This is a genomic window from Roseateles sp. (genome assembly GCF_052436255.1).
Lineage (GTDB): Bacteria > Pseudomonadota > Gammaproteobacteria > Burkholderiales > Burkholderiaceae_C > Pelomonas.
This window is the reverse complement of the sequence record NZ_JBQVNP010000004.1, coordinates 82,314-105,174: the sequence shown is the minus strand read 5'-3', so window position 1 is coordinate 105,174 and position 22,861 is coordinate 82,314. Positions and strand designations below refer to the sequence as shown.

Genomic DNA, 22,861 nt, shown 5'->3' with positions numbered 1-22,861 from the left:
CAGCCACGCCGCGCCGGCCTGGTCGTCTGCACCGCCTTCGCGTCGCGCGGCATCGGCTGGGCGGCCTTGGCCGGCCAGCTCACGGCGGCGCTGGCGCTGGGCTCGCCGCGCCCGCTGGAGGCCGAACTGCTGGATGCGGTGGATCCGCTGCGCTTCGCGCTACGGCGGGCGCGCCGCGCAACTAATCCCGGTTTAGGCGGCTGATCGCGGCCCGCGAGGCGGCCTGGCGAGGCAAACTGCCCCGTTTACTTCAGGCTTCCCTGAAGCGCCCAATCACGGAGACCGCCATGCCCAACAGCCCCGCGCAACGTCTGACCCTGGCCCTGGGCCTGGTGCTGATCCTCACGACCATCGGCGGACTGATGGCCTATTCAGCATTGGCGGACACCGGGGCGACCAAGCTGTGGCTGGGCGTCAGCCTCGGACTGGCCTGGGTGGCCGGCATCGCTGCCGTGTTGACCTCCGGCGGCGGCGGCTCCGGTCTGGCCAAAGCGGCCGAGGCGGCCGAGGCGCTGGCTCGCTTCGACCTGACCCAGCCGATCAGCAGCGGCGGCAGCGGCGAGATGCGCCGCCTGATGTCGGCCCTGCAGGACACGCAGTCGGCGCTGCAGAAGATCATCACCGACGTGCGCAGCGCCGCCGACAGTATCAGCACGGCCAGCTCCGAGATCGCAACCGGCAACTTCGACCTCAGCCAGCGCACCGAGCAGACGGCCAGCAACCTGCAGAACGCGGCGTCCTCGATGTCCGAGCTGACCGGCACCGTCAAGCAGACGGCCGATGCGGCGATGACCGCCAACCAGCTCGCCAGCTCCGCCGCCACGGTGGCCCGGCGCGGTGGCGAAGCGGTGTCGCAGGTCGTCTCGACGATGGAGGAAATCAGCCAAAGCTCGCGCAAGATCAACGACATCATCGGCACCATCGACGGCATCGCCTTCCAAACCAACATCCTGGCGCTGAACGCCGCAGTGGAAGCGGCCCGGGCCGGTGAGCAGGGCCGCGGCTTCGCGGTGGTGGCCGCCGAAGTGCGCTCGCTGGCACAGCGCTCGGCCGGCGCGGCCAAGGAAATCAAGACGCTGATCAGCGCCAGCGTCGAGCGCGTCGACTCCGGCACCCAGCAGGTGCAGGCGGCCGGCAGCACGATGACCGAGATCGTCGCCAGCGTGCAGCGCGTGACCGACATCATTGGCGAGATCAGCGCCGCGGCGCGCGAGCAGAGCGAGGGCATCGGCGTGGTCAACGGCTCGGTCGTGCAGCTCGACCAGATGACGCAGCAGAACGCAGCCCTGGTCGAGGAATCCGCCGCTGCGGCGGAGAGCCTGCGCGAGCAGTCGGCCCGCATGGCCGAGGCCATCGCGGTGTTCAAGCTGGGCGGCTCGGCATCGCGGGCGGGGGGCGCCAAGGCGGCGCACAAGCCGGTCGCGAAGCCGGTCTCCAACACGAACACGAAGCCAGCACCCAAGCCCACCATGGCGTCCAAGCCAACGGGTAGCGGCAGCGGCAGCGGCAGTGGCGGCGCCAAGCCGGCCGCTCCGGTGCGCAAGGCGGAGCCGGCGTCTGCCCCCGCGCCGCGGGCCGCAGCCCCTGCAGCCCCCGCAGCCGCTCCGGCGGCCGACGGCGATTGGGAAACGTTCTAGGAAGGTTCGGTCAACCTTCCAAGGGGCGCGCCTGCGTCGCGATGAAAGAGCCGGGTCCCGCCCGGCTCTTTTGCTTTGCGGTCAGTGCACTCAGAAGGTCAGCGTCCTCACGCCCCCGGCACCGCCGAGCAGACAGACCTGGGCCTTGTGGCGAGCAAACACGCCGACAGTGACGACGCCGGGCCATTGGTTGACCTCGGTCTCGAAAGCCAACGGGTCGGCGATGGACAGGCCGGTCACATCGAGGATGTGGCCGCCGTTGTCGGTGACCACACCCGGGCGCAGCCGGGCGGTACCGCCGATGCTGGCAAAGCGCCGCGTCAGCTGGGCGGCGGCCATCGGAATGATCTCGACCGGCAGCGGGAACTTGCCCAAGGCTTGCACCAGCTTGGAATCGTCGGCAATGCAGACGAAGCGCTCGGCCAGGTCGGCGACGATCTTCTCGCGCGTCAAGGCCGCGCCGCCGCCCTTGATCATGTGTCCCTGGCCGTCGATCTCGTCGGCACCGTCGATGTAGACGGTCAGGCCGGTCACCTCGGCGGCTTCCAGCACGCGGATGCCGTGCTTGGCCAGGCGCCGCGTGGAGCGCTCGGAACTGGACACGGCGCCGGCCACGGCCATGCCGCTGGCGGCCAGGGCGTCGATGAAGCAGTCGACCGTGGAGCCGGTCCCGACCCCGACGATCTGGCCGGGTGTGACGTAGTCAAGGGCGGCGCGGCCGACGAGTTGCTTGAGCTGGTCTTGGTTCATGCCGCCGATTTTGCCGGGATCGGTGCCCAGGCCGCACCGATCGCGTCGGCCTACTTGATGACCGCCTTGCTGGGTGCTGAATCAACGGCGACGCCGCGCGCTGCATCCCAGGCGGTGAAGCGGTACTCGACGACGTCGCCCTTCTTGAGGCCGCCCGCCGTGTAACGGCTGGCCTTGCCGTCCTGGCGCATGCGCACCGTCTGCGTTTCGCCGGCGTTGACGCTGTAGTGGACATCCACCCAGCCCGAGGCCGCAGCCGCGAACTCCAGCGTGCTGGCGCCGGTCTGGGCCGATTCGTCCGCTACCGATGCCGCCTTCGCCATGGCCGGCTTGACCGCGAGCTGCGGTGTGCCGGCAACGCCCGAGTCCCAAATGATGTCGTCGAAGGCGATCTGGAACTGTGCGTTCGGCAAGGCACCGTCGACGCTGAAGAACTGGAACATGTCCAGCATCGACTGCAGCGCGATCCTGGGGCCGGCGATCTCGGCCACGGGGATGGTGGCCGTGCCCCATTCGCCGTTGCGCACCAGGCCGTAGGCGGTGGTGTTCGCCGGGAAGGTCACCGCGTTCTGGTTGGTGTAGGTGTCCTGCATGCCGATGCGGAAGGCGACGTTGGCCGGCGCCTTGATCTTGAGCTTGATGTGGCCATTGCGGAAACCGCTCATGTCGCGCACCTGGCGCGACTGGATGCTGCCGCCGAACCACTGCCCCGGCGCGAAGTAGCGGAAGGCCAGCACGCCCGTGCCCTCGTACGGCGGGATGTCACCGGCGGTCATCGAGCCCTGGTTCCAGATGTAGACGTCCGACGACACACCCGGCACCTGCTTGTTGTCCACGGGCGTGTTGTCGGTGAAGACACCGAACCTGCCGACCTCGGGCTCGATACCCAGCCCCAGCTTGACCTCGCCCTTGCCGTCGAGTTCGTAGACGCGCACGTAGTCGACGTAGGCCGTGCCGGGCAGCGGCGCAGTGATCTGCTCGGGCGTGGCGGCGGGCGTGAAGTTGCCGCCCACGGCCAGGTTCAGCAGCAGGTAGAACGGCGCCTGCAGCGCGGGCGAACCGACCGTGGAGATCGGCGCCTTGTACATGTCGACCTCGCGGCCGTTGTCGAGCACGCTAAAGCGGATCTGCGTGTCGGTCCAGTAAAGGCGGTAGGTGACGAACCGGTTGGCCAGCGAGCGACTGGGCGTGTACCAGTTCTTGGTCTGCCAGGCGGTAGAGGCCGCGCAGCTTTCATTGCCGGGCACGCAGGCCGCCTCGTTGAAGGTGATGACGTTGGCGCCGACAAACTGGTCCGGCGAGATCGGCGGCAGGCCGGCCGGCTGGCGGCCGCCCATTTCCATGAGGTCGATCTCGCCCTTGCGCGGCCAGACTTGCGGGCTGGTGCCCAGCATCCAGGCGGCCGGCCACAGGCCCACGCCGACCTTGGGCGTGGCCATGCGGACTTCGACCAGGCCGTACTTCACCTGCACCTTGCCGGACGTGTCGACCTTGCCGGAGGTGAACTGGTTGCTGCCCACGGTCTCGCGCTTGGCCGTGATGGCGAGTGCGCGCGTGGCCGGCTCGAAGGGCACGTTGGTGATGCTGAGGTTGTTAGGGCTGTAGTACTGCAGCTCCTGGTTGCCATAGCCGCACAGGCCGATCTGGCAGCCGTTGCCGGTGGTGGCGGTCCAGACGGCGGTGTCCAGCGCGGGGCCGTTGAATTCCTCGGACCAGAGCAGCTTGCCGATGACCGGGCTGGTGACGCTGGCCGAGGCCGCGATGCTGGCAGCCAGCAGCAGGCCACCGGTCGCGGCGCGCACGAATTGTTGAGGCTTCATGGGGATCATCCTTGCTGGCTGGCGTTGAAGGGGCGGCGGCGGGCGGCGGCAGCCAGCAGCAGGCCACCTGCGAGCATCAGGCCGTAGGTCGAGGGCTCGGGCACGGCGCTGGTGACGGTGATGCGGGCGGCGGGCATGCCGATGAAGGGCGAGTCAACCGTCACCCACGCGCCGGTGCTGGTGCTGCGGGCCCAGTTGGCCGTCGCGTCGCTGGTGGCGCTTTGCCATTGGCCGATGAAGCCGCTGTCGGGCATGGCGACCAGCCAGTAGTTCCCGGCGTCGAGCGCCCAGCCCGAGGGGGTCAGCCAGGTGTTGACAACGGGGTCGGCGAGATGGGTGCTGTAGAGCCAGGTGGTGCCGGTGGGCAGCGCCCCGCCGCGCGCGAGGATGCCCACCGTGACACCACCGCTGCCATCGGTGCGCTCGATGGAGGTCAGGATGGACTGGATGGAGGTGGCATCGGCAAGCGCGAACGGGATGGCAATGTCCTGGCCCTGGGCCAGCGGGTTGGGCCACCCGTCCAGCCAGCTGATGTCGGACTGATAGGTGTCGAGCACGACGGTGCCGGACGCATGGGCATGGGCGGTCAAGCCGCACAGCAACAGGACAGCGGCGATCTTGGTGACGGCGTGGGTATGGCGTGTCATGGCGGTCTCCCGGTTTCAGGCGCGGCGGCGGCGCGCGATGGCGCCCACGATGCCGAGGCCGGCGATCAGCAGCGCGTAGGTCTCGGGCTCGGGGACAGGGGCGGTGGTCAGCATGAACTGCACGTCGTCGAGGTAGACGGCATTGACGCGACCATCCAGCAGCGGGCCGACGGCGGTGTTGATTTCCAGGAATAGCGACTTCGTGTCGGCGGGAATGGCCGCGGCCTGGAAGCTGATCCGCGTCCAGCTGCTACCGTTGATGTCGTCCTGGAAGAAGCGGTTGCCGCTGCTCCACAGACTGCCGTTGTCGCCCATGTAGCTCAACGAGAACATGATGTTGCCGGTGGGGCTGACATCGCCCTTGACCCAGAAGCTGAGCACCGGGGTGTCGCCGACGTTGGCGGCCGTCAATGCGGGCAGGCCGCCGTGGGCGAACGAGTCCTGGAACAGCGTCGACGCGCCGAAGCCGTTGGGCACGGTCAACAGCACGGCGGCGCTGCCGCTGTGCGCGTGGGCGGTGGGCATGACCGGGTTGCCGGTGGGGGCCGTCAGCCAGCCCGCCGCTACGGCGCCGCCGGGCGTCTCGAATCCGCCATTGGCAAAGCCGTTGGTCGTGTCCGCGCCGGCGGCGCCGGCCAGCAACAGAGTGGCCAAGGCCGTGTAGGTCTTCAAGTTCAACATGTCGTCTCCTTGTTTTTCAGTGAAGTTCGGAATCGATCCAAAAACGGGCGGCGACGACCTGCCAGGTCGAACGCCAATCATGAAACCGCTTTCTGAAAGCGCTTTCATGCGGCGGACCATAGGGTCAAGGGTGCGGCCTGTCAATGCCGAGTGCCCTTGCTCTGCGGGTTAGTCAGGAGCCGCGGCCGATGCGAAAAAGCCGCTCGGCACGGCTGCTGAGCGGCTTGCGGGTGCGACCTGTCGCAGCGCTTCAGGCTGCGTAGAACCTGCCGTGAAAGCCGTAGGGCACCCAGTAGGGCAACCAGGCGCGCGCGATGGGCCCCACGGCCAGCGCCATCGCGTCGAAGACGCTCAAGAAGCTGCGCTGGCGCTTGACGTCGTAGCCCATGCCGACCAGCCAGCCCTCGCCTTCTTTGGTGCTGCCGGGCCGCGGCACCAGCACATGCTCCTCGACCACCGTATCAGCGCCGAAGCTGAAACGCTCCCGCGCCCCAGTCTCAATGTTCAACCGCATCAGCCCGTTGAAGCCCCAACGCGCGCCGGTGTCAACAGCCGTCGGATACCAGACGAAGCGATACCGCTGCGCGACGACGCGCGCGTCGACCACCGGGAACTCGACGGCCTCGTCGCGCGCTGCGACGCGCAGGCGACCGGTCTGCAGATCGATCTCCAACACGCGCAGCGTGGACACCTCGCGTGCCGGCCGCTCGCCGCGCATGATCTGCTCGGCGGCACCGTTGAACTGCGGCAGCGGCACGCTCTCGACATAGTCCAGGCGCAGCATGCGGCCATCGTCCCAGGCATTGCCGAAGTGAAAAACGAGGGCGGCGGGCATCTCGATGACGCGCTGCCTGCTGAAGTCGGCCTTGTCGACGACGAGGACGCGGGTCGACCCGCCCGGGTTCCAGCCCATCGCACCCACCATGGACGCCCCGGCGCGAACCGCCGCCATGTCCATCGTGATCGGTGCCAGCAAGAAGACCAGATACCGCCGCGACACGACGAAGTCATGCAGCATCGCCGGTGCGCCCACGTCCAGTACCGCGTGGCGGCGCACCTGCCCGTCGGCGCCGATTTCGTAGACCGCGAGCCTGCCGTTGGCAGTGCCGAAGTTCCAGACCGTGCCGTCCGCTTCCACCTTCGGGTGGGCCGAGAACGGCATGCCGCGGAGCTCGGGTGACCAGGTCTTGACGCCACGGGTGGCCAGCGTGGCGGGGTCCAGCTCGTAGGCACTGCCGCCCTCCCACAACGCGTAAAGCGAGTTGCCTTGCAGCAGCACGCTGGTGTTGGCGACATTGACGCTGTCCGGCCCGCGCACCGGGCGCTCGGCCGCAATGGCGGTGCCGAAGGCGGGCAGCAGGAAGCGGCCCGCCTCTTGCTCGGCGCGGAATTTCTCGGTCTGCACGAAGCGGGCGCGGTGGCTCACGCGGCCGTCCTGCAGCGCCCAGGCCTGCAGCAACCCGTCGCCGTCGAACCAGTGCCGGTAGCGCTTGCCGGCCCGTTGCATCAGGCCGGGGCCGTTGCGGAAGTACCGACCGCTGAGCCCTGCCGGGAGGCGGCCTTCGATGGCGACGTGCGGTGCATCCAGCCTCTCACCGCTCAAACCGCGCAGCGGTGCCAGCTCCGGCGCATCGGCGGCAAAGCCCGGCAGGCCGAGCGCCATCAGTTCAGGGCTGAGGCCACCGGCCAACAACGCAGTCAGCAGGGAGCGGCGCGTCGTGCTCATGGCTGCACCTTTCGGCCTGCGGCCTGGCCCGCCAGGCGGGAGCGAGCTTGCTTGAGGCGGCCCGTCGCGGCGCTCATGACCGCCTCAGTTCAGCCGAACCTTGAGCGGCGCGCCGGCGGCCGGCGTCAGCACGGCCTGCTCGAACTTGGGCGGGCCGTACTGGCCGCTGGCGTTGTTGGAAAAGCCATAAGGCTCGGTCGGGACGCCCATGCCATTGATGTCCAGCTTGCCGTTGCCGTTGGCATCCTGGTACAGGCTCAAGGCCAGCGGACCCTGGGGCAGGTTCTTCAACACGACGGTCACCTTGCCGCCGACCGCTGCATCGAGGGGAAAGCGCTGGCCGGAGGCCGCGTTGTTCAGCCACTGGCCGGCTTCTGTGTAGATGCCGACCAGCAGCGCCGCGCCGGCCGTCGGGCTGGCAACCAGGCCCTCGACTTCCAGGGTGATGTCGGCGGCCTGCCCGCTCAGCGGCAGCAAGGCGATCAGGGCGGCGGTGGCCAGGGCTCTCTTCAACATGGTGGTCTCCAGGTTCAGCAGTGGGAATGACTGAATTCTGGAAACCGCGCCGTCACAGCGCGAGCGCGCTGCGACGGTTGGCGTCTGGCCGGTGCGAACGGCGGCCGGGCGCCGTCAGCCGCGCCGCGTGCGCACGGCAGCCGCCAGTTCGCGCAGCAGCGGCTCGGTCTGGGCCCAGCCCAGGCAGGCGTCGGTGATGGAGACGCCGGGCTTGAGGTCGGCCTTGGTCTGGCCCTCGCCCAGGTCCTGCCGGCCGGGCAGCAGATGGCTCTCGATCATGACGCCGGTGATGCGCGGGTCACCCCCGGCGATCTGCCCCGCCACGTCCTGGCCCACGTCGATCTGGCGCTCGTACTTCTTGCTGGAGTTCGCGTGCGAGAAGTCGATCATGACCTGTTCGCGCAGGCCCGAGCCTTTCAGCGCGTCGCAGGCGGCATCGACCGAAGCCGCGTCATAGTTCGGCGCCTTGCCGCCGCGCAGGATGACGTGGCAGTCCTCGTTGCCACGCGTCTCGAAGATGGCGGCCGTGCCCATCTTGGTCATGCCCATGAAGGCATGCGCACTGCTGGCGGCCAGCACGGCATCGCTGGCGACCTTGATGCCGCCGTCCGTACCGTTTTTAAAGCCGACCGGGCAGCTCAGGCCCGAGGCGAGCTGGCGATGGCTCTGGCTCTCGGTCGTGCGCGCGCCGATGGCGCCCCAGGCGATCAGGTCGGAGATGTACTGCGGGGACAGCAGATCCAGGAACTCCGTGCCCGCCGGCAGGCCCAGCCCGTTGACGTCCAGCAGCAGCTGGCGCGCCAGGCGCAGGCCCTCGTTCATGTGGAAGCTGCCGTCCAGGCGCGGGTCGTTGATGTAGCCCTTCCAGCCCACCGTGGTGCGCGGTTTCTCGAAATACACGCGCATGACGATCAGCAGGTCGCGGCTCAGTTCCTCACGCGCGGCCTTCAGCAGATGCGCGTACTGCAACGCCTGGTCGTGGTCGTGGATGGAGCAGGGCCCGACGATGACGAGCAGGCGGTCGTCGCGGCCATGCAGCACATCACTGATCTCCTGGCGCGCCTTCTCGACGAGTTCCAGCGTCGCGTCCGGGATGGGCAGCTCTTCCAGCAGCAACGCCGGGCTGATCAATGCGCGCACGGCGCCGATGCGGGTGTCGTCGGTGCGCGTGGTGTCGCGCGTTTCGTCGCGGGAGCCAACTTCACGGTCGTGGCTTGGGTCGTCGAGGGGTTTCATGTCGGGCTCCGGGGCAAGCCCGACATTGTCACTTCTTGCCCGCTGCGACGCTCACCGCCAGTGCCGATAGCGCAAAACCCGCCACCGCCAGCGGCGCCAGCCGCTCGCCCAGCAGCACGAAGCCCATCAGCGCCGACACGCCCGGGATCAGGAAGAACAGCCGCGCCACATGCCCCGCCTGGCCACGCCGGATCATGATGAACATCAGGCTGAAGGCCCCGATGGAGTTCACGCGGCCGAGCCACAGCCAGGCGCCGATCAGTTCGGGCGTCCACGTGCTGTGCGCGGCGCCAGCCTATCTTGCCGCGCACGGCGAGCCACAAGCCGTGCTCGGAGACCCGCGGCGCGCTCCGCTTCGTGAGCGGGCTGACAGCCAACAGCAGCGAGTCGCTGCGCGTGGCCGCGCTGGCCGGCATGGGCCTGGCCGTGCTGCCTACCTATGCCATCGGCGCCGACCTGCGCGCGGGGCGCCTGCACGCCGTGCTGCCCGGCTGGCAACCCATCGGTGGGCTGGCGGATGCCGACACGCTCTACGCCGTCTACCTGCCCAGCCGCCACCCCGCGCCCAAGGTGCGCGCGCTCATTGAATTCATGCTGGAGAAGATGGGCGACGTGCCGCCTTGGGAGCGCGACTGAGAGAATTGCAGGCTATGCCGCTGATCCCCTACGCCCTTGCCCGCCCCTTCCTGTTCGGCCTTGATGCCGAGCATGCCCACGAACTGACGCTGGGCAGCATCGCCAAACTGCAGAACACGCCCGCACAAGTGCTGTGGTGCGGTGAACGCATCAGCGACCCGGTGACGATTGCAGGCCTGCGCTTCCCCAACCGCGTCGGCCTGGCCGCCGGCCTGGACAAGAACGGCCGCTGCATCGACGGCCTGGGCGCCATGGGCTTCGGCTTCATCGAGGTGGGCACCGTCACGCCCAAAGGTCAACCCGGCAACGACAAGCCGCGCATGTTCCGCCTGCCCGACGCGAACGCGCTGATCAACCGGCTTGGCTTCAACAACGAAGGCCTGCAAAGCTTCATCGCCAACGTGCAGCGCGCCCACAGCTTCCGCAAGGCCGGCGGCATCCTGGGCCTGAACATCGGCAAAAACGCCGCCACGCCCATCGAAAACGCGGCAGACGACTACCTGCTCGGCCTGGAAGGCGTGTTCCCGCACGCCGACTACGTCACCGTCAACATCTCCAGCCCCAACACCAAGAACTTGCGCGCGTTGCAGAGCGACGAGGCGCTGGACGCGCTGTTGTCGCGCCTGCAGCAGCGCAAGCTGCAGTTGCAAAGTCAGAGCGGCCGCACGGTGCCGATGTTCGTCAAGATCGCGCCCGACCTGGAGGAAGCGCAGGTGGCCGTCATCGCTCAGACCTTGAAGGCCAACGACATCGACGGCGTCATCGCGACGAACACCACGATCGCGCGCGACGCCGTGCAAGGCCTGCAGCATGCCGACGAGTTGGGCGGGCTGTCCGGCGCGCCGGTCTTCGAGGCCAGCAACCGCGTCATCCGCCTGCTTCGTGCCGCGCTGCCGGCGCACTACCCGATCATCGGCGTGGGCGGCGTCATGAGCGGCGCCGATGCGCGCGCCAAGATCCAGGCCGGCGCGGATCTTGTGCAGGTCTACACCGGTCTTATCTACAAGGGCCCGGCCCTTGTCAGCCAGTGCGCGAGGGCCCTCGCACAAGGTTGAAATCCCCATGCGCCTCGTCATCCTCGCCGCCTTTTGCGCAACCGTTCTCACCAGCTGCGCGACTCTGGACCGTGATGCACGCCTGCAGCCCGGGGTCAGCAGCGAGGCTGAGGTCGCCGCAATCTACGGCCAACCGCGCCGCGTCTGGCCTGAAGCCGATGGCGGTCGCACGCTGGAGTATTCAAGCCAGCCCATGGGTCGGCACGCCTACATGGTGCGCATCGCCGCCGACGGTCGGCTCATGGGCATTCATGACGGCCTCTCGCCCGCCAACCGCGCGCGCATCGTGCCGGGCATGACGCCGGAGCAGGTCAGCCGCATCCTCGGCATCGAGCGGAGCCGCGTGCGCTACCGGAACAGCGGCGAGGACGTCTGGGACTGGACCATCGAGCCTGACCAATCCGGCTATGGCATGCGCTTCAACGTCCACTTCAAGGACGGGTTCGTCGTTCGCGCCGGCCAGAGCATGGTGTTCCCGAGCCGGCTGTTTCCTGGCCTGGAAGACTGATCCTCCAGGACGGAAGAGGCTCTTGCGCCGCAAGCTCAAATGTCTCGCGGCCCGCAGACATAAGAAAAGCCTTGGCAGCAGCTGCTGCCAAGGCTTTGCATAAATCGTCAGTGCCAGCAAAACACCATGGCCGGCGTTTGCTGGAGACGAATCTCCGATTAACGGTCGTCGCGGCGGCGACGCGAAGCCACGAAGCCGATGATGCCGAGACCGGCACCCAGCAGGGCATAGGTTTCGGGTTCCGGCACCGGCGTGGCGGCCGAAGCGATGGCGTAGGAAGCCGTGCCGGCCGCGCCGCCCAGGACCGAGTAGTAGTAGCTGCCAGCGCTCAGGGACACGGAGTTCGTGCCGCCAAAGGTCCAGGCACCGATGCCGACGTCGTCACCGCCGCCGATCATGCCGTCGCCACCCGCGGAGTACAGGCTGTAAGCGCCGCCCACGATGGTACCGAAGGACAGAACACCGCTCTCCACGTTGGACGCGGTGCCCAGCGAGAAGGAGAAGGTGTCGAAAATGGCGCCGCTGACGGTGTTGCCACCCAGCTCAAGCGCGCCATGGCTACCCCAATCCCAAGACGCTGCTTGGCTGCTGAGGGCGGTGAACGCCGCCACTGCGGCGACGATGGTTTTCAATTTCATATGCGTAGCTCCTGACTTGGGACGGTCAAGCACAACCGCCGGAAACGATTGTGCGGTGCAACGAAGCGGTAGAAAGTCTCAAACATCCCTTGGCCTAGGGGTACACCCTCTTTTACTTGTAGCCTGTTGTAAGTACAGGCCCCGGCTTTGTCACTTTGGCACCAGTCGGGCGCGACTTGTCACCAAGTTTGATCACGGAAATTCGGGCGCGAGCCGCGCGACCTTTTGCAAACCATCGACGGCCTTGCCCTTGCGAGCCCGTTTGGACGCGTGAGCCGCCAGGGACTGGTTCTTCAGCAGTTCTTCCCGCGGCTTGCCGCCACGGCCGCTGCCGAGCACGCGCAGCTGGGTTGTGAAACAGGCGATGGAGGTCAGCGCGTCTTTCGCTTCCAGGTCCATCAGCATCAATCCCTTGCCGCCCTTGGGCTGATGCTTGAGTTCGTCCAGAGCAAAGGTTAGCAAGCGTCCCTGAGTGCTTAGCACGCCGAGCTGGAGTGCCACCGCTGTCGCGGGCACCGCCGCGACCAGCGGCTGCTCGCCTTCATCGAGCGCAAGGAAGGTCTTGCCAGCCCTCTGCCGGCCCACCAGATCGCCCACCTGCGCGATGAAGCCGTAACCGCTTGATCCGGCCATGACGAGGCGTTGTGAAGCTGCCGCGGCCATGTAGTGCGCGATCTGAGAGCCGCTTTCGAGCTCGACCAGCGTCGTGATGGGCTGGCCGTCGCCGCGCCCGCCGGGCAGCGTTGAGACCGGCACCGAGTACACGCGTCCATTGCTGCCAATGACGACGAGCGGGTCGACGCTGCGACAGCGGAATGCACCCCAGAGTGCGTCTCCGGCCTTGAAGGTCTGGGCCGCGACATCGACTTCGTGGCCCTTGAGCGCCCTGACCCAGCCCTTCTGGCTGACGATGACGGTGACGGGCTCGTCGACGATCTTGACCTCGGCGGTGACGCGCTTCTCTGCCTGGATCAGCGTGCGGCGCTCGTCGCCGTACTGCTTGGCATCGGCCTCGATTTCCTTGATGACGGTGCGGCGCAGTGCGCTGGGCGACGCGAGGATGTCTTCCAGCCTGGCGCGCTCGTCGCGCAGCTTGGACAGCTCCTGCTCGATCTTGATCGCCTCCAGCCGCGCAAGCTGGCGCAAGCGGATTTCAAGGATGTCTTCGGCCTGGCGATCGCTCAGGTTGAAACGGGCAATCAGCGCCGGCTTGGGTTCGTCCGACTCCCGGATGATGCGGATCACCTCGTCGATATTCAGCAGCACCAACTGCCGGCCTTCGAGCACATGGATGCGGTCGTTGACATGCGCCAGGCGGTGCTCCGTGCGGCGGCGCACCGTCACCTGGCGGAAGCCCACCCATTCGGCCAGCACCGCGTGCAGGCTCTTCTGCGTCGGCCTGCCGTCGGCGCCGATCATGGTCAGGTTGACCGACACGCTGCTTTCCAGGCTGGTGTGGGCCAGCAGCGTGTTGATCAGGTCCTGCTGCTCGACGGTGCGGCTCTTGGGCTCGAAGACGATGCGCACGGCCGCGTCCTTGCTGGACTCGTCGCGCACGCCGTCCAGCACCGCCAACAGGCCAGCCTTGAGCTGCAGCTGGTCGGCCGACAGTGTCTTCTTGCCCGCCTTGACCTTGGGGTTGGACAGCTCCTCGATCTCCTCCAGCACCTTCTGCGCGCTGGTGCCGTGCGGCAGCTCGGTGACGACGAGCTGCCATTGGCCGCGGGCGAGGTCCTCGATCTTCCAGCGCGCCCGCAGCTTGAGGCTGCCGCGGCCGGAGGCGTAGGCCGCACGGATTTCCTCCTGCGCGCTGATCAACTGGCCCCCGCCGGGGAAATCCGGCCCCGGGATCAGGTCGTAGAGCGCGTCGTCGCCGAGCTTGTCGTCCCTGAGCAGAGCGACGGCGGCAGCAGCGACTTCGCGCAGGTTGTGGCTGGGTATCTCGGTGGCCAGGCCGACCGCAATGCCACTGGCGCCGTTCAGCAGCACGAAGGGCAGGCGCGCCGGCAGCTCGACCGGCTCTTGCGTCGTGCCGTCGTAGTTGGGACGGAAGTCGACCGTGCCTTCGTCGATCTCGTCCATCACCAGGCGAGCTATGGGAGCCAGACGCGCTTCCGTGTAGCGCATCGCCGCGGCGCCGTCGCCGTCGCGGCTGCCGAAGTTGCCGTGGCCGTCGATGAGCGGGTAGCGCAGCGAGAAATCCTGCGCCATGCGCACCAGCGCGTCGTAGACCGACTGGTCGCCGTGCGGGTGGAAGCTGCCGAGCACGTCGCCGACAACCTTGGCGCCCTTGACCGGCTTGGCGCCGGCATTGCCGCTCCAGCCCAGGCCAAGGCGGTGCATGGAGTAGAGGATGCGGCGTTGCACGGGCTTCTGCCCGTCGGCATAGGACGGCAGCGCGCGGCCCTTGACGACGCTGAGCGCGTATTCGAGGTAGGCCTGCTGGGCGTAGGCGGCCAGCGTCAGCGCGTTGGCGTCGTCGCCCTCGGTCGGCAAGTCGAAATCGATGGGGGTCTGGGAACTCATGGGTGCAAGGTCAAACGCTGCGCGCGGGCCGGCTGGCTCTGCTGCAGCAAGGCCCAGTACAGCTCAAGGACGAGCTGCACATGGGCCTGGGTTTCATCGATGTCGGGCACGCGGTTGCCGGCGCGGCGCACCGCGCCCTCGCCGGCATTCCAGGCGGCGAGGGCCGCGTCGATGGGGAAGCGGCGCAACAGGTCGGCCAGCATGCGCGCGCCCGTGTGGATGTTGATGCGCGGCTCGATCAGCCGCGCGGCGTCGGCCGGCGTGGCATAGCGAGCCGCCGTCTCGGGCGTGATCTGCATCAGGCCCATGGCCCCGCGGGGCGACACGGCGGCCTTCTGGTAACCCGACTCGACGGCGATGACGGCCTTCAGCAATTCGGCGTCGACGCCATGCTGCACGGCGGCCTCGCGCACCCAGGGTTGGACGGCCTTCACTTCGGGCGCGATATCCAGCCAGTGCAGCAAGGCCAATCCGGCGTCGGTCTTGCCGGGCACGCGCTGCATGCCGACGCTACCCAGCACGGGCTTGTAGCGCGCGTCGATCTGGCGGGGCGCGAAATGAGCCACGCCGGACGGGTCGACAAAGCCCCAGAGCTCGGCGCGCACGGGCAGCGCAAGGCAGGCCAGCAACACCAGCCACCACGCCTTCATGTCGCCTCCAGCCCGAGCGCCACGCGCGCCTGGTACTCACGGTCGAGCAGCGACATGACGATCAGCGAGTCGTAGCCGTCAGCGCCATCGGTCGTCACGCGCACGCTTTCGCGCAGCCGGCCTTCCTCGACGAAGCCCTCGCTGCGGTACAGCTCGAAAGCGCGCGTGTTCAGCCCTTTCACGTCCAGCCAGAAGCGGTGCGACTTCAGCTGCGTGAAGGCCATGGCCTTGAGCTGCCGCACAGCGGCCCTGCCCAGTCCCCGGCCCTTTGCCTGCAGCACCAGGCGCTTGAGCTCGACCGAACCGTTCGGATTGCGGCAGCCCTGCAGGATGACGAAACCGATGCGCTCGAGCGCGTCGCCCTCTTCAAGGATGAAATGGCGCGAATCGGGAAAGCGGATCGCGCCTTCGTGTTGCGGCCGCTCCCACGGCGTGATGAAAGGCAGGTTGGCGCCGTCGCGCTCGAGCGAAACGACCCAGTCCAGGTCGGACAGCATCGTGGGGCGCAGCCTCAGGCTCATGCGGCCTCCCGCCGGTCCGTCGCACGGGAGGCCATGCCCCATCGGCGGGCAGTGGATGAAGCGAGCGTTGCGGTCGTCATGCTTGTTCGAACCCACCCAGCACAGCGAAGACATTGCGACCGATGGCCTCGGTGGCATAGCCGCCTTCCTGGATGAACAGCGTCGGCGCGCCGAAAGCCGCCAGGCGCTGTCCCAGCCGACGGAACTCTGGCTCGTCGAGCTTGAAATGCGAAATCGGATCGCCGCCGTAGGTATCGACGCCCAGCGAGACGACCAGCAGGTCCGGGCGGTACGCTGACAGCTTCGACAGCGCCTGCTCCAGCGCGGCAAACCAGTCATCGTTGGCCACGCCCACGGGCAACGGGAAGTTGGCGTTGCAGCCCGCACCCTGATCCGCCCCCGTCTCATCGGCATGGCCGAGGAAGAAGGGGAATTCGGTGCACGGGTCGCCATGGATGCTGGCGTAGAAGACGTCGGCGCGGTCGTAGAAGATGGCCTGGGTGCCATTGCCGTGGTGGTAGTCCACGTCGAGGATGGCCACGCGCGCCAGGCCGGCGTCGCGCGCGGCCTGCGCTGCGACGGCTGCGTTGTTGATGAAGCAGTAGCCGCCGAAGAAGTCCGCGCCGGCATGGTGGCCAGGCGGCCGGGTCAGCACATAGGCAGAACGCTGACCGCCGAGCACCAGGTCCAGCGCCGTCAGCGACGCCTGCGCGCCGGCGTAGGCCGCGGCCCAGCTGCCAGCCGTCAGCGGCGTGCCGCTGTCCATCGAGTACAGGCCCATGCGGGCCGCGAAGCTGGCCGGCTCGACGTCGCTGCGCAACGAGCGCACCGGCCACACTGCGGGAAAGGCATCGCCCTCGCCTCCCGTGGCCAGCCACTCGGCGTGTGCGCCCTCGATGAAGTTCAGGTAGCGGGCCGCATGCACGCGCTCCAGCGGAGCGCGGCCATGATCGACCGGCGCGAGCACCTCGCCGAGACCCGCCGTCTGCAGCGCCTGCAGGATGTAGTCGGCGCGCGCCGGGACCTCGAACGCGGGCACGAGGCGGCCGCGGAAGAACTCATGCGTTGCCGCATGCACCGCATGGCCGGCGTTGTAGACCGTCTGCATCAGACATCCACCTCGACGGTGTCGCCGTGCAGCTCCATCAGCTCGCGGCGCGACGCCGCCTCGCCCTTGCCCATCAGCTTGTTGAAGGCCTCCACCGTGGCGCCGAAGTCGAGCTGGCCGTATTCGACGCGCGACAGGCGCCGCGTCTCCGGGTTCAGCGTCGTGTCCCACAACTGCTCGGCATTCATCTCGCCCAGGCCCTTGAAGCGGCTGATGCTCCAAGAGCCTTCGCGCGCCCCCTCCTTGCGTAGCTTGTCCAGCGTCGCGGTCAGCTCGCCCTCGTCGAGCGCATAGAGCTTGGCCGCGGGCTTCTTGCCGCGGGCCGGCGCGTCCACGCGGTACAGCGGCGGGCGGGCGACGAAGACATGGCCGGTCTCGACCAGCTTGGGAAAATGGCGGAAGAAGAGGGTCAGCAGCAGCACCTGGATGTGCGAGCCGTCGACATCGGCGTCCGACAGGATGCAGACCTTGCCGTAGCGCAGACCGCTGAGGTCGGGCGTGTCGTTGGGCCCGTGCGGGTCCACGCCCAGAGCGACCGAGATGTCGTGGATCTCGTTGTTCTTGAACAGCAGGTCGCGGTCGACCTCCCAGGAGTTCAGCACCTTGCCGCGCAGCGGCAGGATGGCCTGGGTTTCCTTGTCGCGGCCCATCTTGGCGCTGCCGCCGGCCGAGTCGCCCTCGACGAGGAAGACCTCGTTATGCAGCAGGTCGCGGCTTTCGCAGTCGGTCAGCTTGCCGGGCAGCACCGCCACGCCCGAGCCCTTGCGCTTCTCGACCTTCTGGCTGGCGCGCTGGCGGGTCTGGGCCTGCTTGATGACCAGCTCGGCCAGCTTCTTGCCGTGGTCCACATGGTGGTTGAGCCACAGCTCCAGCGCCGGCTTCACAAAGGCAGAAACCAGCCGCAGCGCGTCGCGCGAGTTCAGGCGCTCCTTGGTCTGACCCTGGAACTGCGGGTCCAGCACCTTGGCACTCAGCACGAAGCTGGCGCGCGAGAAAACGTCGTCGGGCATCAGCTTGACGCCCTTGGGCAGCAGGGAATGCATCTCGATGAAGCCCTTGACCGCGCCGAACAGGCCATCCTTCAGGCCCGAGTCGTGCGTGCCGCCGGCGACCGTCGGGATCAGGTTCACGTAACTCTCGCGCAGGGGCGCGCCGTCTTCGGTGAACGCGACGCACCAGCTGGCGCCCTCGCCTTCGGCGAAGTTCTCGCTCTCGCCGGCGGTGGCAAAGCCCTCGCCCTCGAACAGCGGAATCAGCGGGTCGCTCTGCAGCGACTGCGCCAGGTAGTCACGCAGGCCGGCCTTGTAGAGCCAGGTGGTCGTCTCGCCGGTCTTCTCGATCTTCAGCGTGACCGTCACGCCCGGCATCAGCACGGCCTTGGAACGCAGCAGATGCACCAGCTCGTGCCTGGGCAGCTCGGCGCTTTCGAAATACTTGGCCTCCGGCCAGACCCGCACCGTCGTGCCCTGCTTGCGGTCGCCGCTGGCGGCCGGGCGGGTGACCACCTGCTGCACCACGTCGCCGTGCTCGAAGGCGATGCCGGCCACCTGCTTGTCGCGCCAGACGGCCACTTCCAGCCGCCTGGCCAGCGCATTGGTCACCGACACGCCCACACCGTGCAGGCCGCCCGAGAAGCTGTAGGCGCCGCCCGAGCCCTTGTCGAACTTGCCACCGGCGTGCAGGCGCGTGAAGACGATCTCGACGACCGGCACACCTTCCTCGGGATGCAGGCCGAAGGGAATGCCGCGGCCATCGTCCGCGACAGACACCGAGCCGTCGACATGCAGCACCACGTCGATGCGCTTGCCGAAGCCGCCCAGCGCCTCGTCAGCGGCGTTGTCAATGACCTCCTGGATGCAGTGCAGCGGGTTCTCGGTGCGGGTGTACATGCCCGGTCGCTGTTTGACGGGCTCCAGGCCCTTCAGCACGCGGATGGAGGCTTCGCCGTAGGAGGCGGCAGAGGAAGGCGGACGGCTCGACATAGGGGCGCGATTCTATGAAGACGCTCCGGCTAGGATTCGCGGCCCCCGAAGTTCGAGTGATCCGCTTGAGATTCCTGACCGCCTTTTTGCTGCTCGCCTGCGGACTCGCGCAGGCCGACGCCCCCTACCAGGCCAGCGACCCGCTGTCCTGGGAGCTTAAGAACGCCCGCTGGTTCGACGGCCGCCAGCTTCAGCGCGGCAATCTCTATGTAGACAACGGCGTGTTTGTGGCCAGCAAGCCCGCCAAGGTCAACCGCAAGATGGACCTGCGCGGCCAGCAGATCCTCATCAACCCGCTGGCCGAGGCCCACAACCACAACCTGCAGACAGCCTGGGGCTGGGGCCAGTTCGCGGACAAGTACATCGACGAGGGCGTCTTCTACGCCGCCATGCTCTGCGGCGACCCCGCCAGCGTTGCCGAGGTTCTGCCGCTGGCCGCCATGCCCGCCGCGCCGGACGTCAGCTTCGTCACCGCCTGCATCACCTCGCCCGACGGCTACCCGCTGGCCGCCGTGCTGCCCGAGCCCACGGCGGAGGCCGCCGCGGCGCAACAGCGGATCGTGCTGGTCGACGGCCCCGACCAGGTCCACGCCCAATGGCCCGCCATCCAGGCGCGCGGCGGCCGCTGGCTGCGCATCGTGCTGGCGCACAGTGAACGGCCCGAGCTGCGCGGCCGGCCCGAAAGCTTCGGCCGCCTGGGCCTGCGCCCCGACACCGCCCGCGCACTGACACGGCTGGCCCAGGCCGACGGGCGGCGCGTCGTCGCCCATGTGGAGACTGCCGCCGACTTCGATGCGGCGCTGGCCGCCGGCGTCGACGCCATCGCCCACCTGCCTGGCTACGCCAACACGCTGGACCAGGCGCCCGAGCGCTTCGTCATCAGCGAGAGCGCCGCGGTCCAAGCCGCACGCCAGCGCACAGCCGTCATCACCACGACCGCGGCCACCGCCCTCTTCAAGCTCGATGCCCAGCCGCTGGCGGCCATGCGCGAGGTACAGCGCACCAACCTGGCCCGGCTGCAGGCGGCCGGCGTTCAGTTGCTGCTGGGATCCGATGTCTTCATCGGCACCGCGCGCGCGGAAGTGCACTCGCTGAACGAACTCGGCCTGGACCGCGCCATGCTGCTGCGCCTGGCCACCCAGGACACGCCGCGCGCCCTCTTCCCGGACCGCAAGCTCGGCTGCTTCGAACCCGGCTGCGAGGCGAGCTTCCTGCTGTTGGGCGGCGATCCACTGGCCGATCTGGCCCACCTCGACCTGCCGCTGCTGCGCGTCAAGCAGGGCCGGCTGCTGACCCGCCTGGCGGATGTGGCGGCGTCCAGCTCCCAGGCCAGCACGTCAACCGCCGAGCCACCGAAGAAGATGGCCGAGGTGAAAAAGAAGAAGACCGGCAAGGCCAAGGCTCAAAGCAGGACGGCCAGCAAGCCCAGGCGGCGCTGATTAAAGTCGCCCGATGAACACCCCCCGCCCCGCTTCGACCGGCCTGTCCGTCCAACAAGTGCTGCTCTGCGGCGCCCTCATCGTCACGCTGTCGATGGGCATCCGGCATGGCTTCGGCTTCTGGCTGCAACCCATCATCACGGAGCGGGGCTGGACGCGCGAGACCTTCTCCTTCGCGATGGCCATCCAGAACCTGGCCTGGGGTATCGCCGGTCCGATCGCGGGCATGCTGGCCGACCGTTTCGGCGCCTGGAAGGTGCTCATCGGTGGCGGCCTGGCCTATGCGCTGGGCCTGGTGCTGATGGCCGTGACCAGCCACCCGCTGAGCTTCACGCTGGGCGCCGGCGTGCTCATCGGCATCGCCCAGTCGGGCTCGACCTATGCAGTCATCTACGGCGTGCTGGGCCGCACTGTGTCGCCCGAGAAGCGTTCCTGGGCCTTCGGCGTCGCGGCAGCGGCCGGCTCCTTCGGCCAGTTCGTCATGATCCCCATCGAGACCTGGCTGATCAGCCATCTCGGCTGGCAAGGCGCCCTGTGGCTGCTGGCCGGGGCGGCACTGCTGATCGTGCCGCTGGCGCTGGGCGTTCGCGAGCGCCGTGTGGCCGCCTTCAACGGCGTGCACCAGAGCATCGGCCAGGCCTTGCGCGAGGCCTTCGGCTACCGCAGCTTCCAGCTCCTGATGCTGGGCTATTTCGTCTGCGGCTTCCAGGTCGTCTTCATCGGCGTGCACCTGCCCAGCTACCTGAAGGATCACGGCCTGGGGATCGGCGTCTCGACCGGCGCGCTGATGCTGATCGGCCTGTTCAATATCTTCGGCACCTACACGGCCGGCATGCTGGGCCAGCGCTTCCCCAAGCGCTATCTGCTGTCGGCCATCTACGGCCTGCGCGCCGTGGCCATCGTGATCTTCATCTCGGTGCCGCTGACGCCGCTGAGCGTCTACATCTTCGCCGCCGTCATCGGCTTCCTGTGGCTGTCCACGGTCCCGCCGACAAATGCCGTGGTTGCGCAGATCTTCGGCGCTCAGCACCTGTCGATGCTGGGCGGCTTCGTCTTCCTGAGCCACCAGGTCGGCAGCTTCCTGGGCGTCTGGCTGGGCGGCAAGCTCTATGACTCGACCGGCAGCTACGACGTCGTCTGGTGGCTGTCCATTGCGCTCGGCATCATGGCCATGCTGGCCAATCTGCCGGTGCGCGAAACCCCCATCACGCGGGCGCAGCCGGCATGAAGCCGCGCCGCTGGATCCTGCCGGCCTTGGCGATCGCCGCCTTGGTGGTCACGGTGCTGGCCTACCGCCACCCGGCGGTCATGATCCAGCTCAGCGAGCAGCTCTGGTCCTGCTTCGGATGACGGGAGCGCCCTCGCCCTGGCTGCAGCGCTTTGCGCCCCGACCGGCGGGCACGGCGCTGGATGTGGCCTGCGGTTCGGGCCGCAATCTACGCTGGCTGGCGGACGCCGGCTGGCGCGTCACCGGCGTCGACCGGGACATGGCGGCCACCGCGCCGCTGCGTGGGCTGGCCGAGATCGTCGACGCCGACATCGAGGGCGGCCCCTGGCCCCTGCCCGACCGGACCTTTGACCTGGTCGTCGTCTGCAACTACCTGTGGCGTCCGCTGTTCGACACCGTCAAGGCTGCCGTCAAGCCCGGTGGCTGGCTGGTCTGGGAAACCTTTGCCGATGGCCAGCAGACCATCGGCCGGCCATCACGACCCGACTTCCTGCTGCAGCGCGGCGAGCTGCTGCGCATCTGCGAAGGCTGGCGCATCGTGGCTTACGAGGACGTGTTCGAGACGAACGTCAACCCGCGCTTCGTCCAGCGCGTTGCGGCCAGTCGACCCCTGAATCCCCTTCAGCGGCAGCCTAAAATCGCGGCCATTCACAGCATCGTCACACCATGAAGCCCATCCTCGGCAGCATCGTCGCCCTCGTCACGCCCATGAACGAGGACGGCAGCATCGACTACCCGGCCCTGCGCCGCCTGATTGACTGGCATGTCGAGGAAGGCACCGCCTGCGTCGGCGTCGTCGGCACCACCGGCGAATCGCCCACGGTCAGCATGGAAGAGAACCGCGAAATCATCCGTGTCGCGGTCGAGCATGCCAAGGGCCGGATTCCCATCCTGGCCGGCACCGGTGCCAATTCCACCGCCGAGGCCATCGAGCTGAGCCGCTACGCCAAGGAAGTCGGTGCGGACTGCACGCTGTCCGTCGTGCCCTACTACAACCAGCCGTCGCAGGAAGGCATCTACCAGCACTTCAAGGCGATTGCCGAGGCCGTGGACATCCCCATGATGCTCTACAACGTGCCGGGTCGGACGGTGGCCGATATGGCGCCCGAGACCACCCTGCGCTGCGCCAGCCTGCCCGGCGTCTTCGGCATCAAGGAAGCCACCGGCAACATCGAGCGCGCCGCCTTCCTGATCAAGCACGCGCCGGCTGGCTTCCACATCTACTCGGGCGACGACGGCACCGCAGTGGCGCTGATGCTGCTGGGCGGCCACGGCAATGTCAGTGTGACGGCCAACGTCGCGCCCGGCGCGATGGCCGAAATGTGTCGCCTGGCGCTGCAAGGCGATGCCGTCGAAGCCCGCAAGATCCACCTCAATTTGTTGAACCTGCACAAGCAGCTGTTCTGCGAATCGAGCCCCGGCCCGGCCAAGTGGGCGCTGTCCCGCCTGGGCCGGTGCGGCGCTACGCTGCGCCTGCCCATCACACCGCTGACGGCGGGCGGCCAGGCCCTGGTCAGCCAGGCCATGACTGAAGCCGGACTCCTCTGAGCCTCTGGT

The 22,861-nt window shown here is 68.1% G+C and carries 23 protein-coding genes and 1 pseudogene; 10 read left to right on the top strand and 14 right to left on the bottom strand.

What is annotated here, in order from left to right:
* Both ACT6S0_RS02105 and ACT6S0_RS02100 read left to right on the top strand, forming a co-directional pair.
* Window positions 1–204: pseudogene (locus ACT6S0_RS02105) on the top strand (tRNA U-34 5-methylaminomethyl-2-thiouridine biosynthesis protein); the annotation flags it as partial.
* Between the two features lie 83 nt (window positions 205–287).
* The gene (locus ACT6S0_RS02100) at window positions 288–1,637 is read left to right on the top strand and encodes a methyl-accepting chemotaxis protein (RefSeq protein ID WP_444762260.1); all 1,350 of its coding nucleotides are present in this window, start codon (window positions 288–290) and stop codon (window positions 1,635–1,637) included.
* A 90-nt stretch (window positions 1,638–1,727) separates the two neighbouring features.
* Here ACT6S0_RS02100 and rpiA read toward each other — a convergent pair whose 3' ends face one another.
* The 8 genes from rpiA to ACT6S0_RS02060 all read right to left on the bottom strand — a co-directional run bounded on the left by rpiA (window position 1,728) and on the right by ACT6S0_RS02060 (window position 9,260).
* Window positions 1,728–2,387 (bottom strand): ribose-5-phosphate isomerase RpiA, encoded by a 660-nt coding sequence (gene rpiA, locus ACT6S0_RS02095; RefSeq protein ID WP_444762259.1) that lies wholly within the window; start codon window positions 2,385–2,387, stop codon window positions 1,728–1,730.
* Between the two features lie 50 nt (window positions 2,388–2,437).
* Window positions 2,438–4,207, bottom strand: coding sequence for a glycoside hydrolase family 16 protein (locus ACT6S0_RS02090; protein ID WP_444762258.1), 1,770 nt, complete (start codon window positions 4,205–4,207; stop codon window positions 2,438–2,440).
* A 5-nt stretch (window positions 4,208–4,212) separates the two neighbouring features.
* A complete protein-coding gene (locus tag ACT6S0_RS02085; protein ID WP_444762257.1) occupies window positions 4,213–4,854 on the bottom strand; it encodes a PEP-CTERM sorting domain-containing protein in 642 nt (213 codons plus the stop codon).
* A 15-nt stretch (window positions 4,855–4,869) separates the two neighbouring features.
* Complete coding sequence (locus ACT6S0_RS02080) at window positions 4,870–5,535, bottom strand: PEP-CTERM sorting domain-containing protein (protein ID WP_444762256.1); 666 nt, start codon at window positions 5,533–5,535, stop codon at window positions 4,870–4,872.
* A 250-nt stretch (window positions 5,536–5,785) separates the two neighbouring features.
* Window positions 5,786–7,261 carry a carotenoid oxygenase family protein gene (locus ACT6S0_RS02075; RefSeq protein ID WP_444762255.1) on the bottom strand — a complete coding sequence of 492 codons (1,476 nt, stop codon included), beginning with the start codon at window positions 7,259–7,261 and terminating at the stop codon, window positions 5,786–5,788.
* Between the two features lie 84 nt (window positions 7,262–7,345).
* Window positions 7,346–7,777 carry a DUF2141 domain-containing protein gene (locus tag ACT6S0_RS02070; RefSeq protein ID WP_444762254.1) on the bottom strand — a complete coding sequence of 144 codons (432 nt, stop codon included), beginning with the start codon at window positions 7,775–7,777 and terminating at the stop codon, window positions 7,346–7,348.
* A 114-nt stretch (window positions 7,778–7,891) separates the two neighbouring features.
* Entirely contained in the window at window positions 7,892–9,013 is a 1,122-nt protein-coding gene (locus ACT6S0_RS02065; RefSeq protein ID WP_444762253.1) for a 3-deoxy-7-phosphoheptulonate synthase, read from the bottom strand.
* Between the two features lie 28 nt (window positions 9,014–9,041).
* A complete protein-coding gene (locus tag ACT6S0_RS02060; protein WP_444762263.1) occupies window positions 9,042–9,260 on the bottom strand; it encodes an EamA family transporter in 219 nt (72 codons plus the stop codon).
* Window positions 9,261–9,370: 110 nt separating this feature from the next.
* Here ACT6S0_RS02060 and ACT6S0_RS02055 point away from each other — a divergent pair, with 110 nt between their 5' ends.
* The 3 genes from ACT6S0_RS02055 to ACT6S0_RS02045 are packed head-to-tail and all read left to right on the top strand — an operon-like array spanning window position 9,371 to window position 11,212.
* Window positions 9,371–9,649 carry a LysR substrate-binding domain-containing protein gene (locus ACT6S0_RS02055; RefSeq protein WP_444762252.1) on the top strand — a complete coding sequence of 93 codons (279 nt, stop codon included), beginning with the start codon at window positions 9,371–9,373 and terminating at the stop codon, window positions 9,647–9,649.
* Between the two features lie 14 nt (window positions 9,650–9,663).
* Entirely contained in the window at window positions 9,664–10,704 is a 1,041-nt protein-coding gene (locus tag ACT6S0_RS02050; RefSeq protein ID WP_444762251.1) for a quinone-dependent dihydroorotate dehydrogenase, read from the top strand.
* 7 nt (window positions 10,705–10,711) lie between these two features.
* Window positions 10,712–11,212, top strand: a complete 501-nt coding sequence (locus ACT6S0_RS02045; protein WP_444762250.1) for an outer membrane protein assembly factor BamE — start codon at window positions 10,712–10,714, stop codon at window positions 11,210–11,212.
* A 158-nt stretch (window positions 11,213–11,370) separates the two neighbouring features.
* Here ACT6S0_RS02045 and ACT6S0_RS02040 read toward each other — a convergent pair whose 3' ends face one another.
* The 6 genes from ACT6S0_RS02040 to ACT6S0_RS02015 form a co-directional block, all read right to left on the bottom strand.
* The gene (locus ACT6S0_RS02040; RefSeq protein WP_444762249.1) at window positions 11,371–11,850 is read right to left on the bottom strand and encodes an FxDxF family PEP-CTERM protein; all 480 of its coding nucleotides are present in this window, start codon (window positions 11,848–11,850) and stop codon (window positions 11,371–11,373) included.
* Window positions 11,851–12,042: 192 nt separating this feature from the next.
* Entirely contained in the window at window positions 12,043–14,376 is a 2,334-nt protein-coding gene (gene parC, locus ACT6S0_RS02035) for a DNA topoisomerase IV subunit A (protein WP_444762248.1), read from the bottom strand.
* The gene (locus ACT6S0_RS02030; protein WP_444762247.1) at window positions 14,373–15,026 is read right to left on the bottom strand and encodes a lytic transglycosylase domain-containing protein; all 654 of its coding nucleotides are present in this window, start codon (window positions 15,024–15,026) and stop codon (window positions 14,373–14,375) included. The genes parC and ACT6S0_RS02030 overlap by 4 nt, the downstream gene beginning before the upstream one ends.
* A complete protein-coding gene (locus ACT6S0_RS02025; protein WP_444762246.1) occupies window positions 15,023–15,547 on the bottom strand; it encodes a GNAT family N-acetyltransferase in 525 nt (174 codons plus the stop codon). The genes ACT6S0_RS02030 and ACT6S0_RS02025 overlap by 4 nt, the downstream gene beginning before the upstream one ends.
* A gap of 76 nt (window positions 15,548–15,623) precedes the next feature.
* Window positions 15,624–16,655 (bottom strand): histone deacetylase family protein, encoded by a 1,032-nt coding sequence (locus tag ACT6S0_RS02020; protein ID WP_444762245.1) that lies wholly within the window; start codon window positions 16,653–16,655, stop codon window positions 15,624–15,626.
* The gene (locus tag ACT6S0_RS02015; protein ID WP_444762244.1) at window positions 16,655–18,637 is read right to left on the bottom strand and encodes a DNA topoisomerase IV subunit B; all 1,983 of its coding nucleotides are present in this window, start codon (window positions 18,635–18,637) and stop codon (window positions 16,655–16,657) included. Before ACT6S0_RS02015 ends, ACT6S0_RS02020 begins: the two co-directional genes overlap by 1 nt.
* Before the next feature lie 65 nt (window positions 18,638–18,702).
* On the opposite strand from ACT6S0_RS02015, the gene ACT6S0_RS02010 reads away from it, so the two are divergent.
* From ACT6S0_RS02010 to dapA, 5 genes are read left to right on the top strand one after another with little or no spacing between them, the layout of a single operon-like run.
* Window positions 18,703–20,076 carry an amidohydrolase family protein gene (locus ACT6S0_RS02010; protein WP_444762243.1) on the top strand — a complete coding sequence of 458 codons (1,374 nt, stop codon included), beginning with the start codon at window positions 18,703–18,705 and terminating at the stop codon, window positions 20,074–20,076.
* 13 nt (window positions 20,077–20,089) lie between these two features.
* Window positions 20,090–21,304, top strand: coding sequence for an MFS transporter (locus tag ACT6S0_RS02005; RefSeq protein WP_444762242.1), 1,215 nt, complete (start codon window positions 20,090–20,092; stop codon window positions 21,302–21,304).
* Window positions 21,301–21,426: a hypothetical protein gene (locus ACT6S0_RS02000; protein WP_444762241.1), complete on the top strand. Its 126-nt coding sequence runs from the start codon at window positions 21,301–21,303 to the stop codon at window positions 21,424–21,426. The genes ACT6S0_RS02005 and ACT6S0_RS02000 overlap by 4 nt, the downstream gene beginning before the upstream one ends.
* On the top strand, window positions 21,423–21,974 hold the full coding sequence (locus ACT6S0_RS01995; protein WP_444762240.1) for a class I SAM-dependent methyltransferase: 552 nt from the start codon (window positions 21,423–21,425) through the stop codon (window positions 21,972–21,974). Before ACT6S0_RS02000 ends, ACT6S0_RS01995 begins: the two co-directional genes overlap by 4 nt.
* Window positions 21,971–22,852: a 4-hydroxy-tetrahydrodipicolinate synthase gene (gene dapA / locus ACT6S0_RS01990; protein WP_444762239.1), complete on the top strand. Its 882-nt coding sequence runs from the start codon at window positions 21,971–21,973 to the stop codon at window positions 22,850–22,852. Before ACT6S0_RS01995 ends, dapA begins: the two co-directional genes overlap by 4 nt.
* Window positions 22,853–22,861: the final 9 nt, after the last annotated feature.